General features: G+C 36.2%; 21 protein-coding genes and 2 pseudogenes. 22 read left to right on the top strand and 1 reads right to left on the bottom strand.

Annotated elements, in window-relative coordinates:
- Window positions 1-19: 19 nt before the first annotated feature.
- Window positions 20-394, bottom strand: coding sequence for a 30S ribosomal protein S12 (rpsL, locus tag N7U66_RS08955; RefSeq protein ID WP_044399731.1), 375 nt, complete (start codon window positions 392-394; stop codon window positions 20-22).
- A gap of 175 nt (window positions 395-569) precedes the next feature.
- Between rpsL and N7U66_RS08960 the strand changes: the two genes are divergently transcribed.
- The 22 genes and pseudogenes from N7U66_RS08960 to N7U66_RS09055 all read left to right on the top strand — a co-directional run bounded on the left by N7U66_RS08960 (window position 570) and on the right by N7U66_RS09055 (window position 15,723).
- The gene (locus N7U66_RS08960) at window positions 570-1,076 is read left to right on the top strand and encodes a hypothetical protein (protein ID WP_267678213.1); all 507 of its coding nucleotides are present in this window, start codon (window positions 570-572) and stop codon (window positions 1,074-1,076) included.
- A 49-nt stretch (window positions 1,077-1,125) separates the two neighbouring features.
- Window positions 1,126-1,194, top strand: a pseudogene (locus tag N7U66_RS22525) (hypothetical protein); the annotation flags it as partial.
- Window positions 1,195-1,510: 316 nt separating this feature from the next.
- On the top strand, window positions 1,511-2,026 hold the full coding sequence (locus tag N7U66_RS08965; RefSeq protein WP_267678214.1) for a hypothetical protein: 516 nt from the start codon (window positions 1,511-1,513) through the stop codon (window positions 2,024-2,026).
- Entirely contained in the window at window positions 1,975-2,265 is a 291-nt protein-coding gene (locus tag N7U66_RS08970) for a BamA/TamA family outer membrane protein (protein WP_267678503.1), read from the top strand. Before N7U66_RS08965 ends, N7U66_RS08970 begins: the two co-directional genes overlap by 52 nt.
- Before the next feature lie 121 nt (window positions 2,266-2,386).
- Window positions 2,387-3,511 (top strand): TonB-dependent receptor plug domain-containing protein, encoded by a 1,125-nt coding sequence (locus N7U66_RS08975; protein WP_267678215.1) that lies wholly within the window; start codon window positions 2,387-2,389, stop codon window positions 3,509-3,511.
- A complete protein-coding gene (locus tag N7U66_RS08980; RefSeq protein WP_267678216.1) occupies window positions 3,471-3,656 on the top strand; it encodes a hypothetical protein in 186 nt (61 codons plus the stop codon). Before N7U66_RS08975 ends, N7U66_RS08980 begins: the two co-directional genes overlap by 41 nt.
- Window positions 3,657-3,843: 187 nt before the next feature.
- Complete coding sequence (locus N7U66_RS08985) at window positions 3,844-4,110, top strand: hypothetical protein (protein WP_267678217.1); 267 nt, start codon at window positions 3,844-3,846, stop codon at window positions 4,108-4,110.
- An 87-nt stretch (window positions 4,111-4,197) separates the two neighbouring features.
- Entirely contained in the window at window positions 4,198-4,872 is a 675-nt protein-coding gene (locus N7U66_RS08990; protein ID WP_267678218.1) for a hypothetical protein, read from the top strand.
- Between the two features lie 40 nt (window positions 4,873-4,912).
- The gene (locus N7U66_RS08995) at window positions 4,913-5,419 is read left to right on the top strand and encodes a hypothetical protein (RefSeq protein WP_267678219.1); all 507 of its coding nucleotides are present in this window, start codon (window positions 4,913-4,915) and stop codon (window positions 5,417-5,419) included.
- Between the two features lie 81 nt (window positions 5,420-5,500).
- Window positions 5,501-6,895, top strand: a complete 1,395-nt coding sequence (locus N7U66_RS09000) for a SusD/RagB family nutrient-binding outer membrane lipoprotein (protein ID WP_267678220.1) — start codon at window positions 5,501-5,503, stop codon at window positions 6,893-6,895.
- Window positions 6,896-7,038: 143 nt separating this feature from the next.
- Window positions 7,039-7,365 (top strand): hypothetical protein, encoded by a 327-nt coding sequence (locus N7U66_RS09005; protein WP_267678221.1) that lies wholly within the window; start codon window positions 7,039-7,041, stop codon window positions 7,363-7,365.
- 52 nt (window positions 7,366-7,417) lie between these two features.
- A complete protein-coding gene (locus N7U66_RS09010) occupies window positions 7,418-7,834 on the top strand; it encodes a hypothetical protein (protein WP_267678222.1) in 417 nt (138 codons plus the stop codon).
- A 77-nt stretch (window positions 7,835-7,911) separates the two neighbouring features.
- A complete protein-coding gene (locus N7U66_RS09015; protein WP_267678223.1) occupies window positions 7,912-8,655 on the top strand; it encodes a hypothetical protein in 744 nt (247 codons plus the stop codon).
- Window positions 8,627-8,944, top strand: a complete 318-nt coding sequence (locus N7U66_RS09020; RefSeq protein WP_267678224.1) for a hypothetical protein — start codon at window positions 8,627-8,629, stop codon at window positions 8,942-8,944. The genes N7U66_RS09015 and N7U66_RS09020 overlap by 29 nt, the downstream gene beginning before the upstream one ends.
- Before the next feature lie 570 nt (window positions 8,945-9,514).
- Window positions 9,515-9,964, top strand: a complete 450-nt coding sequence (locus N7U66_RS09025; protein ID WP_267678225.1) for a carboxypeptidase-like regulatory domain-containing protein — start codon at window positions 9,515-9,517, stop codon at window positions 9,962-9,964.
- 41 nt (window positions 9,965-10,005) lie between these two features.
- The gene (locus tag N7U66_RS22530) at window positions 10,006-10,383 is read left to right on the top strand and encodes a TonB-dependent receptor plug domain-containing protein (protein WP_390886648.1); all 378 of its coding nucleotides are present in this window, start codon (window positions 10,006-10,008) and stop codon (window positions 10,381-10,383) included.
- A 101-nt stretch (window positions 10,384-10,484) separates the two neighbouring features.
- Window positions 10,485-11,654, top strand: a complete 1,170-nt coding sequence (locus N7U66_RS09030; protein ID WP_267678226.1) for a SusC/RagA family TonB-linked outer membrane protein — start codon at window positions 10,485-10,487, stop codon at window positions 11,652-11,654.
- A gap of 515 nt (window positions 11,655-12,169) precedes the next feature.
- A complete protein-coding gene (locus tag N7U66_RS09035; protein WP_267678227.1) occupies window positions 12,170-12,388 on the top strand; it encodes a hypothetical protein in 219 nt (72 codons plus the stop codon).
- 259 nt (window positions 12,389-12,647) lie between these two features.
- Complete coding sequence (locus N7U66_RS09040) at window positions 12,648-12,968, top strand: hypothetical protein (RefSeq protein WP_267678228.1); 321 nt, start codon at window positions 12,648-12,650, stop codon at window positions 12,966-12,968.
- A 50-nt stretch (window positions 12,969-13,018) separates the two neighbouring features.
- Window positions 13,019-14,137, top strand: a pseudogene (locus tag N7U66_RS09045) (SusD/RagB family nutrient-binding outer membrane lipoprotein); the annotation flags it as partial.
- A gap of 12 nt (window positions 14,138-14,149) precedes the next feature.
- Window positions 14,150-15,004 carry a hypothetical protein gene (locus N7U66_RS09050; protein ID WP_267678229.1) on the top strand — a complete coding sequence of 285 codons (855 nt, stop codon included), beginning with the start codon at window positions 14,150-14,152 and terminating at the stop codon, window positions 15,002-15,004.
- 23 nt (window positions 15,005-15,027) lie between these two features.
- Window positions 15,028-15,723: a hypothetical protein gene (locus N7U66_RS09055; RefSeq protein ID WP_267678230.1), complete on the top strand. Its 696-nt coding sequence runs from the start codon at window positions 15,028-15,030 to the stop codon at window positions 15,721-15,723.
- Window positions 15,724-15,748: the final 25 nt, after the last annotated feature.

Consider the following 15,748-nt stretch of genomic DNA (forward strand, 5'->3'; position numbering starts at 1 on the left):
TTCTTCTTAAAGTTTTAAATTACTTCTTAGGGCGTTTTGCACCATACTTAGATCTACGTTGTGTTCTTCCTTCTACACCTGCGGTGTCTAAAGCGCCACGAACAATGTGGTATCTAACTCCTGGCAAATCTTTTACCCTTCCACCTCTAACCAATACTATCGAGTGCTCTTGTAAATTGTGTCCTTCTCCAGGAATGTAAGCGTTCACTTCATTACCATTTGTCAATCTAACACGCGCTACTTTACGCATTGCAGAGTTAGGTTTCTTTGGTGTTGTAGTGTATACACGCGTGCACACTCCTCTTCTTTGAGGACACGAATTTAAAGCAGCCGATTTACTCTTCTTGGTTATTTTGGCTCTTCCTTTTCGTACTAATTGTGAAATTGTTGGCATATATCTATACTATATAAATTTGTTTACCTCTTTTAAGAGGGCTGCAAAGGTAGAAATTAATTTTATAAATTCAAACCGTAACGAATTAATTTTCAATAGTTTTTTAAAATTTAATTTTCAGTTATATTAAATCAATTGTTTTTCCGTTAGTTTTACATATTAATAAATCCAACTCGTGCAAAAACGAATCGCTTTCCTAATCTTTCTTTTTACTGTTTGTTCTTCGGAATTAAAAGCGCAGAATTTAACTCTAACAATTAATGGAACCACAGAAGTCGAGACAAAAACGATTGATTCTTTAGATTATAAAAAAACACACAGCGATTATGCATCGATAACTCAAGAAGTTAACATACTACAAAAAAGACTCTTCAGGCTGGGTTATATTGAAAGCAAACTCACAAGTAAAGACAAGGTTAATGACAGCGCTATTGTTTTTAATTTTCAATTAAACATCAAATACGACACACTACATATTTATTACAACCCTAAAGTAATAAGTAAAAAGATTATAAATCTTATAACCAGCAAAACCTTTGATGACCATTTTAGTATTGCTTTTACAGAGGCTGAACGCGTTTTAAACTTTATCAATACCCAAATCACAAACGAAGGCTATCCGTTTTCAAAAATCAAACTCTCTGAGATAAAAACCGAGAGACAACAAAATCTTAATCGCTAAACTCATTATCTCAGAAGGTCAAGAGAAACGCTACCTAAATAAAACCGTAATCAAGGGCTACGACAAATTCCCTCAATCCTTTTTAAAACGCTACTTAAAAATAAAACCCACACAAACGTTTAATCTAGAAACTATAAAACAAAAAATAGCAGGCTTAGACAATTTACGTTTTGCAAAACAATTAAAAGCCCCTGAGATCTTATTTACAAAAGACTCCACCCAACTCTACTTGTATATTGAAAAAGCAGACAGCAATGCTTTTGACGGCTTTTTAGGGTTTAGCACCAATGAAGAATCCAATAAACTGGAAATTAATGGGTATTTAGATCTCGGAACTCAATAATAATTTTAATTACGGAGAATCTTTAAAACTGCTATATAAAGGGAACGAGAATCAAGAGAAAACTTTCGAAATTAAATTAAACCTACCCTATTTGTTTGGCTCACCTATTGGGGTTGAAGCAGCATTAAACATATTCAAAAAGGATTCCTCATTTACCACAGTAAATCAAAAGGCCAAATTGTTTTATCAGATAAACAGAAGACATCGATTTTATTTTGGTGTTGACAACACACAGTCGAACAACCTTTTAACAGACAACCCAATGCTTAGCATAAACAATTACAACTCTAATTTTCTAAGCACTCGCTATGAATATGAGCATAGAAATAATAAAAAACAGCTTTTTCAAATCAAAACCTTAGCGCAATTAGAATTTGGTTTTGGCAATAGAGAGGTATTAAATAATAAAAACCAACAAACAAAACTATTTTTAAATACGCATCACATCTTTTTTTTAAATGCAAAAAATAGCGTCTTTCTACGTGCTAATGCATCGTTACTCAATTCGGAAATTATCTCGAAAATGAACTCCTTAGATTTGGTGGCATCAATTCCATCAGAGGGTTTACAGAAAACAGCCTCACCGCTACCAAGTACGCCGTATTAAACACGGAATATCGATATCTTTTAAGTAATACCATTTATGCGCACAGTGTTATCGATTTTGCATCACTAGAAAACAAAATAAACTCTCAAAACGAAAGTCTTTATGGTTTTGGTTTAGGCTTCGGAATTCTTACAAAAGCAGGATTATTGAAATTTAATTTTGCAAATGGAAAAGTAGAAAATCAACAATTCAAATTTTCTAACTCGAAAATCCACCTAAGCTTAACGGCACTATTTTAAGTGTTTCACTAAAAAAAACTTATCACAAAGAGAAAAACGCCAAAATAAACACAACCAAAACGTTGTTTTTTAAAGAATTATTTAAGATTTTTAACACAGACTAATTCAAACAAAAACAAACATGAAAACAAAGTTTAGGGGAATCTTAACGCTATTTCTAGCGTTTATTGTGCAATTTTCTTTTGCACAAGAAAAATCAATATCCGGTACTATTAAAGATGAATCCGGCCTTCCAATGACTGGAGTTAACATCATTATACAAGGAGAGGGGGTCGGAACTCAATCTGATTTTGATGGTAATTATAGCATTGAGGCCAACGTAGGAGATGTATTAGAGTACACTTTTTTAGGCTATCTTAAAGAAGAGCGGACCGTTGGAGACGCAAATATCATTAGCTTTACAATGGATATAGATGTTTCAGCGCTTCAAGAAGTCATAGTCACCGCAGTTGGTATTAAAAGGAAACCGGACGAAATTACCACGGCTTATGAAAATGTAAAGGCTGAAGAAATTGTAGCTGCGAATAATCCTGATGCTGTTCAAGCGCTTGCTGGTAAAGTTTCCGGATTACAAATTAATACAACGAATACGGGTGTAAACCCCAACACTGAAATTTTATTAAGAGGAACTCGATCGCTATCCGGAGATAATGCAGCTTTGGTCGTGATTGATAATGTTATTTCTACTGCTGGTATTTTATCAGACTTAGATCCTGAAATTATTGAAGCTATTAACGTACTTAAAGGCCCAAATGGTGCCGCTCTATATGGATCAAGAGGTGGTAACGGTGTCATCGTGGTGACAACCAAGAAAGGAAATAAGAAAGGCGGAAAACTAGTAGTCAACCTTTCTTCTACCGTAACATTCGAAGATATTGCCTTCTTACCACAACTTCAAGACAGATATGGTAAAGGGTATTGGGGAGAAATAGATGCTTTCGATCAAGGTTCTTGGGGACCTGAATACGATGGCTCAATACAACCAACAGGTTTGCCTTACCCAACCGTTAACGATTTTAGGTATTCTGCCTATGAATTTAAAAAAGACAACATAAAAGATTTTTTTAATACGGGATTAACAACGCAAAATACGGTGTCTGTTTCTGGCGGAGATAGTGAGGGCTTCTTTTCTTTATCGGCGAACAAAAGAAAAACAGATGGTATCATTCCCGAGGATGCATTTAAAAAAGACTTTTTAGCATTAAGTGCTGGAAAAACTTTCGGTAAGTGGTCGTTATCTCGGTAATGCTCGATTTACCAATCAAGATACAGAGGTCACTTCAGCTATATTTGATAATGATGGCACCCAGCTCTTTGGAGGCGCTTACGGTCAACTATCCCAAGTACCTAGTGACATAGACGTGACCCAATTTAACTCTCGGCAGCAATAGTGATCACTGGACCGCTTTTGGAAATAGCCCATATTGGGTAACGAAGAACCAAAGAGCGAATACAGAAAACTTTAGAACAGATCTTTCCGGCGAAATTGCATATCAATTTAATGATAATATTAGTGCCCTGGTGAGAAGTAACGTGGTTACTAACAGCGGTAAGAGCATCAGGTATAATAACGACTATATGTCACCATATACGGTTACAGGGGATGGTAGAGATATACAATCGTCTTTAAGAGTGCGAAGCACAAGAGATAGACGACTGTATACAGACGTGATCACCAATTTTAATTACAAACTAACTGAAAATATCGAATTGAAATCCTTACTCGGTTTTAATGCAACAGATTTTGAAAGTTTCTCTCAAACGACTTTTGGAAGACAATTAACACTTCCTGGTTTATATACCGTAGAGAATATATCTCGGCGGCACTATAGATTCAGATTTTAGCACTAAAGAAAGACAACAAGCCATTTTTGCAAATATAGATTTAGGCTATAAAGATTATCTTTTCTTGAATCTTACAGGACGACAAGAATGGGACAGCAGGCTACAATCTCCTGGCCGAGATATTGGAGACATAGGCTTCTTTTATTGGTCTACTGGAGTCGCATTTATTCCAACGACGGCATTCCCGAACTGAAAAGTGATTTTTTAAACAAACTAAAACTTTCCGGTGGCTATGTAAAAGTGGCTAATATTTCTGCTTTAAATGCTCACGATCTTTATGATACAGGGTTTAGACCAGGCGCTTTTCCTTATCCAAGTGGTGTCAATTCATTTTTAATTCCATCCTCTACCTTTGATAATAATATTGAACCCGAATTCATTAATACTTATGAAGCCAATCTTAATATTGAATTATTAAAAAGAAATGGTATTCCAAGGATAACTTTGGATGGTAGCTATTCATTTTACACTAACGACAATCAAATTCTTAGTGCTTCTGTTTCTAGTGCGACGAGCGTGTTTAGTGCTGGTATCAATGTTGGAGAAACAGAAACAAATGCCTATGAAGTTGATTTAGGTCTAGTCCCAATTAAAACCGATGATTTTAGATGGAATTTAAATTTTGGTTATGCCACACAAAAAACAATTGCCAATAAAATTACGGAGGACTCAGACGTTTTAGGCTCGCTCTCCAGGTATATATGCTGTTCAAGGAGAAGAGTTTCCTCTAATTCGTGGAACTGCATACGAGAGAGACAATGAGGGCCGTGTGGTAATAAATGCAGATGGCTCGCCTAGAACCATGTCTGGTTTAAAAACACTAGGTAAAACGACTCCGGATTATATTTTAAATTTCGGTACAGAATTCAGTTACAAAGGCTTTAAGTTGAGTGCTACTGCCGATTTTAGAACCGGCCATGTGTTCTACTCCGGCATCTACAATAACTTAACAGGTCAAGGGCGTAGTTTCATTACTGCAGAAAACGGAAGAGGTTACTTTGTTTTTCCAAACTCTACAGTCGAAGGATCTCGCACAAGCAATACGAATGTGTTAACGGGGCCATCATATGGCGGGCCAAGCGAGTATGCCGAGTACCAATCATTCATTCAAAGTGATGACTTTACTGGAGTAGACGAAAATTTTATCTTAGATGCCACGGCATTTAAATTAAGAGAAGTCGCTTTAAGCTATACGGTACCAAATAAATATCTTGATAAAACCTTTATTAATGGATTAGCCATAGGATTGAGTGGAAGAAACTTACTCACGGTATTACCTAAAGAGAATAGAGGCTATAATGACCCGTAAATTGGATCTGGAATTGGAGGTTATGGACAAACGCCACCTACAAGATTTTATTCAATGAATGTAAAACTTAACTTCTAAAAAATGAAAAAGATAAATAAATTAATAAAAATATTGTTTTTAACTATAGTGACTCTTGCCTTTTCGTGCAGTGACGTATTAGTTAATGAAGACCCTAACGGCGTAGTTATAGACGAGCTTCCTCCTGAAGTGATACTTCCTGGAGCACAAACCCTTCCAGCCGCCACTTTAATGACCACCATGAATGAGCTAGGCAATACCATGGTGGCTACCTGGTCCGGAAATGCCCAGCAAGTTCAAGCACCCTATTTTGTAGAGTTTCAATACCAACTATCAACCGATTTTTACAGTGGCATTTGGGATAATTTAATGGCCGTAACTGGGAATTTAACGCAAATTATTAACAACCGTAATCCTGGTAATTACGATTATTTTAAAGGCGCCTCAAAAATTTACAGAGCCTTTTACTTCCAGTATTTAGTCGATTTATATGGTGACATTCCTTTCTCAGAAATTCATCAAAGAGGAGCTAATTTGTTTCCTAGCTATGATAATCAACAGGAGATTTACGTTGATTTAATTACTCAAATTAATAATGCGATTATTCAAATGAACACCACGGATGCTAACTCCGTAATTCCAATGGGCACCAATGATGTTATTATGGGTGGAAATATTAGCCAATGGATCAAGTTTGGCAACTCTATTAAGCTGAGAATGTTATTAAGAATGTACGACTACGCGCAAACAGACCCGCATTTGTTAACATTTTTAAACGACGAATTTGCGCTTCTTAACCAAACAAATGCAGCATTCTTAACCGTTGGTGACGATGTCACTATTAATCCGGGCTATGTAGATCAAAGTAATAGAATGAATCCTTTTGTAGAAACTTTTGGTTACGACCCTGGTCAATTTGGTGTAACAGGTAGTCAAACATTTTCAAACTTAAGAGCAGGACCTACTACTTTTTTAGTTGAATTTTTAGATGGTACTAGCACCAACATTGTAGATGCAAGACTTGATCGGTTATACGCTACACGTGGCGGCCAAACCAGTATACAAGGCAATACGCAAGGTGGCGGTGATCAACCTTCTAGAATTGGGCCAGGACTGTTAATGTCTCCGGAACAAGACGGCTACATTATGACCGCTTCAGAATCTCTATTTCTACAATCTGAAGCTGTTTTTAAAGGCTTGTTAACCTCGGGAAATGCTAAAAATTTATTTCAAAGTGCTATTCAGTCTTCTTTCGATAGATTAGGGAGTAGCATAGGCACTTATTTAACCGATTCAAATAATGTAGATAAGATTGGATGGGATGGTAGTTCCAACAAACTTGAAGCCATTATCACACAAAAATGGATTGATTTAGGGGGAACAAATGGTATTGAGACCTGGATTGAATACACCGTAACTGGCTTCCCTAGTAATATGCCTTTACCGAGACATTACTAGTAGACCCAATAGACCTTTAAGATTATTATACCCTACCTCTGAATATTCAGGAAACTCACAGAATGTTAACAGTTTTAATCAAACAGTAGAAACAGCATTTAACACGAATATATTTTGGGATGTTAATTAAAAAAAATAAAATTATGAAAAGTTTAAAAATTTTGAGCCTTAGCCTAATGAGTGCTATAGTGCTCTCGTCATGCCTCGTAGATGATGACGTACAAGAATTAGAAGGAGCATTTGCTTCAACGCCATATGTCGTTGGATTTAAGAACAATACCTCTAACCCTTTCTTTTTAACCAATGGAGAAACACAAATACACAGTGAATCGGTTTCGTTTTTTGGAGGACAAGGATTCGCTAACAGTCCTAGTGTTGATGTCACGTATGAGATTGACCCTAGTTCCACAGCTGTAGCTGGAACGGATTTTGATTTTGAAAATTCCAATCAAACCATGACCATACCGTGAAAATAGAGATTTTGGAACGCTAAACATTAATATATACACGGACAATATCGATGTGGACAATCCAAAAATTCTAGTCTTAAATTTAATAAGTTCCTCCAATGGTGTTGTTGCCAGTGGATATGAGACAAAAGAAATAACCATAAACGGTATTTGCGTCTCAGATATAGCAGGTATGTATAGCGTCACCACGACCTATGGCTATCATGATTTTCTACCGAATTACAACCCCCACACGATGGACATTGAAATCGTTGAAGTAAGCAGCGGTGTTTATAGTGTATTTGATATGTCCGGAGGCCTATATAGCTCGGCCCTTATGCCTCAGCATATAATACTGGCAACACAAGTTTCGATGTCGTTTTTACAGAAAATTGCGGAGAAATATCATGGACCAATCAAGTTGATCCCTGGGGAGCTGTCATTCCCTTACCTAATGGCGTCAATGCCGTTGATGAAAATACTGGAGTGATAACAATGTCATGGTATTGTACAGGATATGGCGAAAATGGAGTTTCAGTATACACACCACTATAAAACAAAACAAAAATGAAAAATACAAAATTATACAAGTATACATGCGTTGCGCTATTAGCACTATGTATAATCTCATGTCAAAATGACGATTCTATACCAAGAAGAGGCAAACCAACCATTACAATTGCCAATAAAGCGGTTACAGTAACCGCTGGAGAAACCGCCACTTTTGATCTTAATGTTGAATATGCCGTCTCTAATCCTATTAATATTAGAATAGATGTTTTAGACACTGCGGGCAATCCAATAATTGTTGCTTTGCCTACCGATGGCGATGCGACCACTGGAGAAGGCTTTTATGACTTGGTAGCGTTGGAAGATATTATAGTACCCTACAATACATGGTTTGAATCCGGCTACTTTGGCTATGGATATCAAGGCGGCTCAGGTTATATTGCTAACTTTCCTGCGGAGCGTACTACGTTGCAAATAAATATTGAAACCATTCAAGATCTGATCCCAAATAACACGAAAGTAGTAAAACTGAGATTAACATCTACCAGTTTATTGGAAGCCAAAATTGATGAAATAGTAACTATTAACATTGAAAACTATGTTAGCGACGAATTAATTACAAGACTCAATTGGGCTGGTGATTACTTAGAAAGTGGTGAAGATCCATGCGACATTGATTTTGGTCTCGATTTAGATTTAGAATTAATTTATGGAGGAAGTTACATTCAAACAAGTTACAGCGATTGCCCTGAACAATTAACCATCTTAGGAAGTGATCCGAGATGGAGATTATATTGTTGATGCTAGCTTTTGGACGAATAATGGAAACGCTTCTTCAGACAATAGTAATGTCCCCGTTTCTATAGATTTCATCAAGCCTGGAGTGTTTTACCAAACCGTAAACCTATCCAGCCTCTTTCCGCTTAACGATGGTGGTTTAATTGATGGAAACAGTAATGCAATTACTTCATTTACGGTAAACAAAAGCGGAACCACTTACACGGTGACAGACAGTGATGACAATGAAATAGCTCAAGGTAAACTTCAAACTTACCGAATGTCTATTGAAGAAAAGCAAAAACTAAAATAACATTCCACTTGTTATATTACCTTAAAGCCGAGCACCTTATGCTCCGGCTTTATCATTGTTAATTTGAAAAGCAACTACCCGTCATAAAAATTATAGACGCCCCCACATACCCCATTACTCTCTCTTTAAGAACAAAAAGACCTTAAACAATTCCTAAAATGAGAGCTATTATAACATTCCACACTAATAACAGAAATTTATTAAGTTGTTAAATAAAACAACTTAACCTTAACTATAGTGTTAAAGCCCCTCTAATTCTAACAAAGAACAATTTAAACATTAAGAAAAACAACAAGATAAACAAACACACATGAATTAGATTTAGCATATTATAATAGACTCAAGCAGTGATATTTATATTTTTTTAAAAAAATTATATGACATTATCACGAATACAAAGACCAGTGATTTTAAAAAAAAATATCTCATTTTCATGCTGTTAATAAAAAATTAAAATCTCTGATTTATCTAGATAATATCAATAACAAATGAAATATTTATGAAAAAAAAGTTGGTTAATTAACTTTTTATTATGATTTTTGGCAAAGACTAATTCAAATAAAATATAAAATGAAAACAAAGTTTAGTGGAATTCTAACGCTATTACTAGCGTTTGTTGTGCAACTCACGTTTGCACAAGAAAAAACAATTTCAGGTTCAGTTTCCGATGAAAGCGGATTGCCTTTACCTGGGGTTAATGTTATTGTAGCAGGTACAAATGATGGTACTCAGACAGATTTTGATGGTAAATATTCAATTTCTGCAAATACTGGCGATGTACTTACCTACTCGTATATTGGTTACAAATCTGTAAATAAAACGGTGGGAACTGAAAACAATATTAGTTTCAGCCTAGAGTTAGATGTTGCGGCCATCGATGAAGTTGTAATTACGGCTCTTGGTATTAAGAGAAAACCTAGTGAGTTAGCTTATGCAACTACTGTAGTTAAGCAAGATGCTTTAACTCAAGCGGCTCCAGTAAATGTTGTAACAGGGCTTGTAGGTAAAGCTTCGGTATAAACATTAACTTTAATGACAATGGTGTTAATCCAAGTTCTAGTATCGTATTAAGAGGGTATGCTTCTCTAACAGGTGACAACGCGGCTTTAATCGTTATTGATGGTATTCCATCGGCACAAACGTCAATTAATGACTTAAATGCGAATGACATCGAGTCTATTAACATTCTTAAAGGTGCCTCTTCTGTAACCCTATATGGTTCTAAAGGTGCAAATGGTGCGTTAATTATTACTACAAAAAGAGGTAAGGACAATGGGAAAATTAATTTCTCATTTGACTCTGCTGTAACTTTCGAAGATGTTAAATTCTTTCCGAATTACAAACACAATACGGAAGTGGGTCTACAAATACTTTTGACTATGATCCAATTGAAAACGAAAGTTGGGGGCCAAGATATGATGGTTCAATCCGTAGAGTAGGTCCTGTATTAGCAGACGGTACTTTTCAAGCACTTCCTTATGCGCCTATTAAAGATAACAAGAAAAATTTCTTTACTACAGGTGTAACAACTCAAAATGCATTGTCTATAAGTGGTGGTGATGAGAAATCTTCTTATTTCTTTTCTGCACAACACATTGACAGAACTGGTGTAACACCAAAAGATGAGTATTCTAGAAACAACTTTAGATTTAATGCCTCTAGACAAGGTGACAAATTTAAAGCGATGACTTCTGTTTCTTACGTTGATGACAAGACAGATGTCGCTGGAGCTAGTCCAAGTGCAGGTAGTTTTTACAGAATACTTTTAAACACACCAGGTCATATTCCAATAACAGATTATAAGAATTGGAGAACTGATAAGTATGCGAATCCAAACAATTATTTTAACGCGTATTTTAAAAACCCGTACCAAGTAATTGATCAAAACAGAGATACGTCTAACTCAAACAGACTACAAGGTATTGCTAATATAGAATACCAAGTGAATGATTGGATTACTGCGGCTTACAATGTTGGTCTAACCACTTTTAACAGTACGTTTAAAAACACTCAGGAAGCGTTTACTTACGATCCAACGTTAACGTATACAAGACCTGCTGATGAGGTTAATGCTGTTGCTGATGGTGTTGATAATAACTTTAGATTAAACTCAGATTTATTTGTAACATTTGATAAGCAAATAAACGATGATTTCTCTGCTAAATTAATTGTTGGTACTCACGTTGAAGCCTTCAAATCAAAAAGAGTAAGAATAGGTGGAAACAACTTGTACACGAATTCTATCTTTAATGTTGGCGTTAGATCTGGAGAACTTACAGGTGCTGAAAGAACAACTCAAAAAAGATTGTGGGCGTATTTTGGTGATTTAACTTTAGGGTTTAGAGATTTCTTATACTTAACAGGAACTTATAGACAAGATACATCGTCTACTTTACCTGTAGAGAATAACTCTTACGGATATTACAGTGGTGGTCTTTCGTTTGTTGCGACTAGTGCATTTCCAAGTTTAAAAGGAGGTGTCTTAGATTATTTAAAATTTAATGCCAGTTATGCTAAAGTGGGTAACGATGCAGAAATAGGTAGAATCAACGAAGTATTTATTACTCCAGGTGATCCTACAGCTGAACCTAATTCTACTTCATCTCAATTTCCTTTTGGTACAACAGTAGGAATAAGACCTAGTACTGTTGCTATTGATCCAAATCTAAGTCCGAGTTTTCAACCTCGATTGAAGCAGGTGTTAACGTAGAGTTCTTTAAAAGGAGAGTAACTTTAGGAGCGAATTATTTCACTGTTAATTCAGAAGATCAAATAAGTAATGTAGGAGCATCATCTCGCTCTGGGGCTACGAGTTTCTTAACTAATGTCGGTGAAATCCAGAATAAAGGATGGGAAATTGATTTAGGTTTAGTACCGCTTAAAACAGAAAACTTCCAATGGGATTTAGGTTTAACGGTAACAACACTTAATTCAGAAGTTATTTCTTTAAATAGTGGTCAACAACGTACGAATGTTGCTGCTGGTTTTTCAGGAACCGCTCTTATCTTTGCTGAAGTTGGTCAAGCTTACCCAAGTTTATATGCTCCAGGATATCAAAGAGATGCCCAAGGACGTGTCATTGTTGGTGCGAATGGTAACCCTAGCCCAACTTCAGAATTAATTAATTTAGGAACAACCGTACCAGATTTTATCGCGGGTGTAACTACAAAATTAAGATACAAAGGCTTAAGTTTATCTGCAGTAGCTGATTACAAGACTGGTCATGTGTTCTATAACACTTTAGTTGAAGCATTAGAATTTGCAGGTTTAACAAAACAAAGTGTGTCTACAGACAGACAACCTTTCGTATTCCCTAATTCTGTTTATAATACAGGTACAGCTGCTAACCCAGTGTATGTAGCGAATACTGATAGACCAACTACAGATGGTACAAGAAACTTCGGCAAACAAGTTACAACGAAATTAAAGAGAATTACGTTGTAGATGCAAGTGCCATTAAATTAAGAGAAATTGCATTAGATTATAGTCTACCAAGCCAGTTTTTAAAAGACTCAGCAGTTGATGCCGTTTCACTTGGTTTTGTTGCAAACAATGTTCTTTTATGGACACCAGCAGAAAACATCTATACTGATCCGAATTCTCTGTAAATGCAGGAGTTCCTGGAATTGGATCTAGTGCTCAAGCACCACCAACAGGTACTTATGGTTTTAAAGTAAATGTTAAATTTTAAAGAAAAATGAAAATGAAAAATATAAAATATGTAGCGCTTTTAATGGTATTGATGATGTCTTTATCATGTAGCGAGGAGTTTTTAGATGTTAATGATAGTACAGATCAACCAACAACATCTACTCCAGATCTTACTTTAGCTGCGGCTCAAGTATATACTGCAACTCACCTTCACGATAACGCTGGAAACAATTTCACCTTATTAGGTGGTATTTATGGTGGTGGAATTTCAGATGCAGGGGATAGAGTTTGGTATCAACCGGAGCAACAGTATCTTATTACAAACGATACCTATGCCGTGAATATCCGGGATAGAACTTATACCGAGCTTTAAATAGTTATGAATTTGTTGAAAATGTTGCAGGTGATGGTTTAGATTACTACAAAGCAATAGCAAAAATCATGAAAACATACCACTTTTCTACTTTAGTAGATATTTATGGTGATGTTATCTATACAGAAGCATTTGGTCGTGGAGAAAACACACAACCTGCTTATGATGATGACAAATTTGTTTACGATGCTATTTACGATGAACTTAATAATGCCATAGCGCTTATTGACAACGCCGTAGACGCGAATGCAGTAACGGGAGACCTTATGCTAGATGGTGACATGGACGCTTGGAAAAGATATGCAAACACGCTTAAATTAAAGATGTTGTTACGCCAATCTAATACGAGTGAAGATTTAACAGCGAAGTACAACGAAGTGTATAACAATGGCATTGGTTTCATTACCTCTACAGTTGCGGTAAATCCTGGTTATATAGATGAAGCTGGGAAGCAAAGTCCTTTTTACGCTAGATATGGATTTGGTCCTGCTGATGGTCCTGCTACTCAAGATCACTTAGCCCTTAGAGGTAGTGAAGTATATGTTGATTTCCTTAAGAATACTAACGATCCTAGACTTTCAAGATTGTTTGTAGAAGCTGCATCCGGTGGTGGTTACTTTGGAGTACCACAAAACACATATGCAACAGCTTACAACTCTGATGTGACTTCTGAAATAGGACCTGGGTTATTAGTTTCTGCTTCTCAAGATGCTCAAATCATGACTGTTTCTGAAGCCTTATTTTTACAAGCTGAAGCGGCTTTTAGATTTAATTTAGGTGGAAATGCTGGAACTTTATACAGAGCTGCAATTTCAGAATCAATTGATGAATTAGGAGGTACAGATACTTTCAATTATGAAGCGTCTAGTACAAATCCTTTAGTGAATTGGAATGCTGCAGTAACTGCAGGTCGTGAAATTGAAGCGATCATTACTCAAAAATGGGTAGCACAAACTTTTGTTAACGGATTTGATACGTGGATGGACAGAGTAAGAACGGATTTCCCTTCTTTTGTTCCACTTCCTCCTGGTGCTTTTTTACCAACTTATCCTACTAACTTATTATATCCAACAAGTGAATTTGCAAATAACAGTGCAAATGTACCTGCCCAATCTGGTTCGGCTACGACAGATGGTCACACCTTCTCGGATGCAATAATTAATAATTAAACAAAAAGAAAAATGAAAAATTTTATAAAAATATTGGCACTTACAATTTTTGTGTCATTCTCGGCAACATCTTGTATACTTGATGACGAGGCATTAACAGATACTTTTAACGACGGCTCTAACTTTGTTAGCTTTTCAACTTCTGCACAAAATTTAAGTGCAGTTGCTGATGGTCAAGAATACACTTTTGGTGTTGTTGTTGAATTACAAGGACCAAATAATTTAGCTGGAATGACAGAAGACGTTGTTGTTAACGTTGCTCCAGTGGCCTCTGAGACCACTGCAGTTGCTGGTGTAAACTATGTTTTACCAATGACAAGCATTACACTAAAGAGAAGTGAAAACTACATCGCTACATTACCTATCACGGTAATTACAGATGGAATTATTGCACCTTTAGCTGTAAACCCTGTATTAACTTTAGAATTGACAAGTACAGCAGGTCCAAATGTGATTCCTAGTAGTAAGACAAATACATTAACTTTTGTTTACCAATGTTTTGCTGATTTATCAGGTGATTATTTGGCAACAAATGATGGTTGTGCTAATGGAGCGATTCCTAAGCCAACAACTATTGAAGCTAATGCAGATGGTTCTTGGTTTATAGCTATTGGTGACGGTGGATTCTTAGGATATGGTTGTACTGGAAACCCTGGTTTAGATAACTTCGCTAACATTACTGAATTATGTGGTGATATTCTACCAACAGGTAACTTACAATTTGGTTCAGCGAACTTCTCAGGAGCTATTGGAGATATCCAAGGGGGTACTTGGGATCCGATCACAAGTACTTTAACAATGAATCACACCCAAACATTTACAACAAATTGGGCAGGTGCATGGACATCAACTTATGTGAGACAATAGTTTAACTTTTAATTTAAAATAAAATGAAAAAAATAAAATATTTACTTAGTTTTTCTCTTCTTGCACTTGCTGTAGTAGGCTGTGAAAACACAGATCCAGCAGATATAATTAGTGAAGACGCTAAGCCTATAGTATCCTATGAGATCGGTTCTACTGCTGCAACTGAATTAGGGATGACTGAAGTAGTGGTGAATATCACTATGGACAAACCAATTAAATCATCTACACGTTTTACAATCACTCAAATTGGTGGTGACGCTGTTGCAGGTGAAGATTATATGACGGCTGATGCGGTTGTACCGCCATACGCTACTCAAGCGCAAATAGTTGTATCTGTTTTAAGAGATTTAGATCAAACAGAAGGCACTGAAACTGCAGAGTTTTCAATTGATGTTGTTGGAGTACCTGACACGTATGAAGTAATTCATAGTGAGGAAAATTTCACTGTTACTATTGAAGATTATACATATTGTTTCCGGACACTTGAAGCTACAGATGCTTATGGTGACGGCTGGAATGGTGGTTTCATTACTGTAACTGCTGATGGTACTTCTACCGAATATGCAGCTCAAGATAATGACGGACAAGTTAATCTTTCGGAAACTACTGTCTTTGATGACATAGCGATTGGAGATGGTTCTGCATTCTCAATTACTTACACTTCGGTGGAGGTACTGGTAATGGTCCTGGATGGGAAAGTGAAAACTCTTATGTTTTAACTTCACCAACAGGAACAACTTACAC

It is taken from the genome of Lacinutrix neustonica (assembly GCF_026625145.1).
Taxonomy (GTDB): Bacteria; Bacteroidota; Bacteroidia; order Flavobacteriales; family Flavobacteriaceae; genus Lacinutrix; species Lacinutrix neustonica.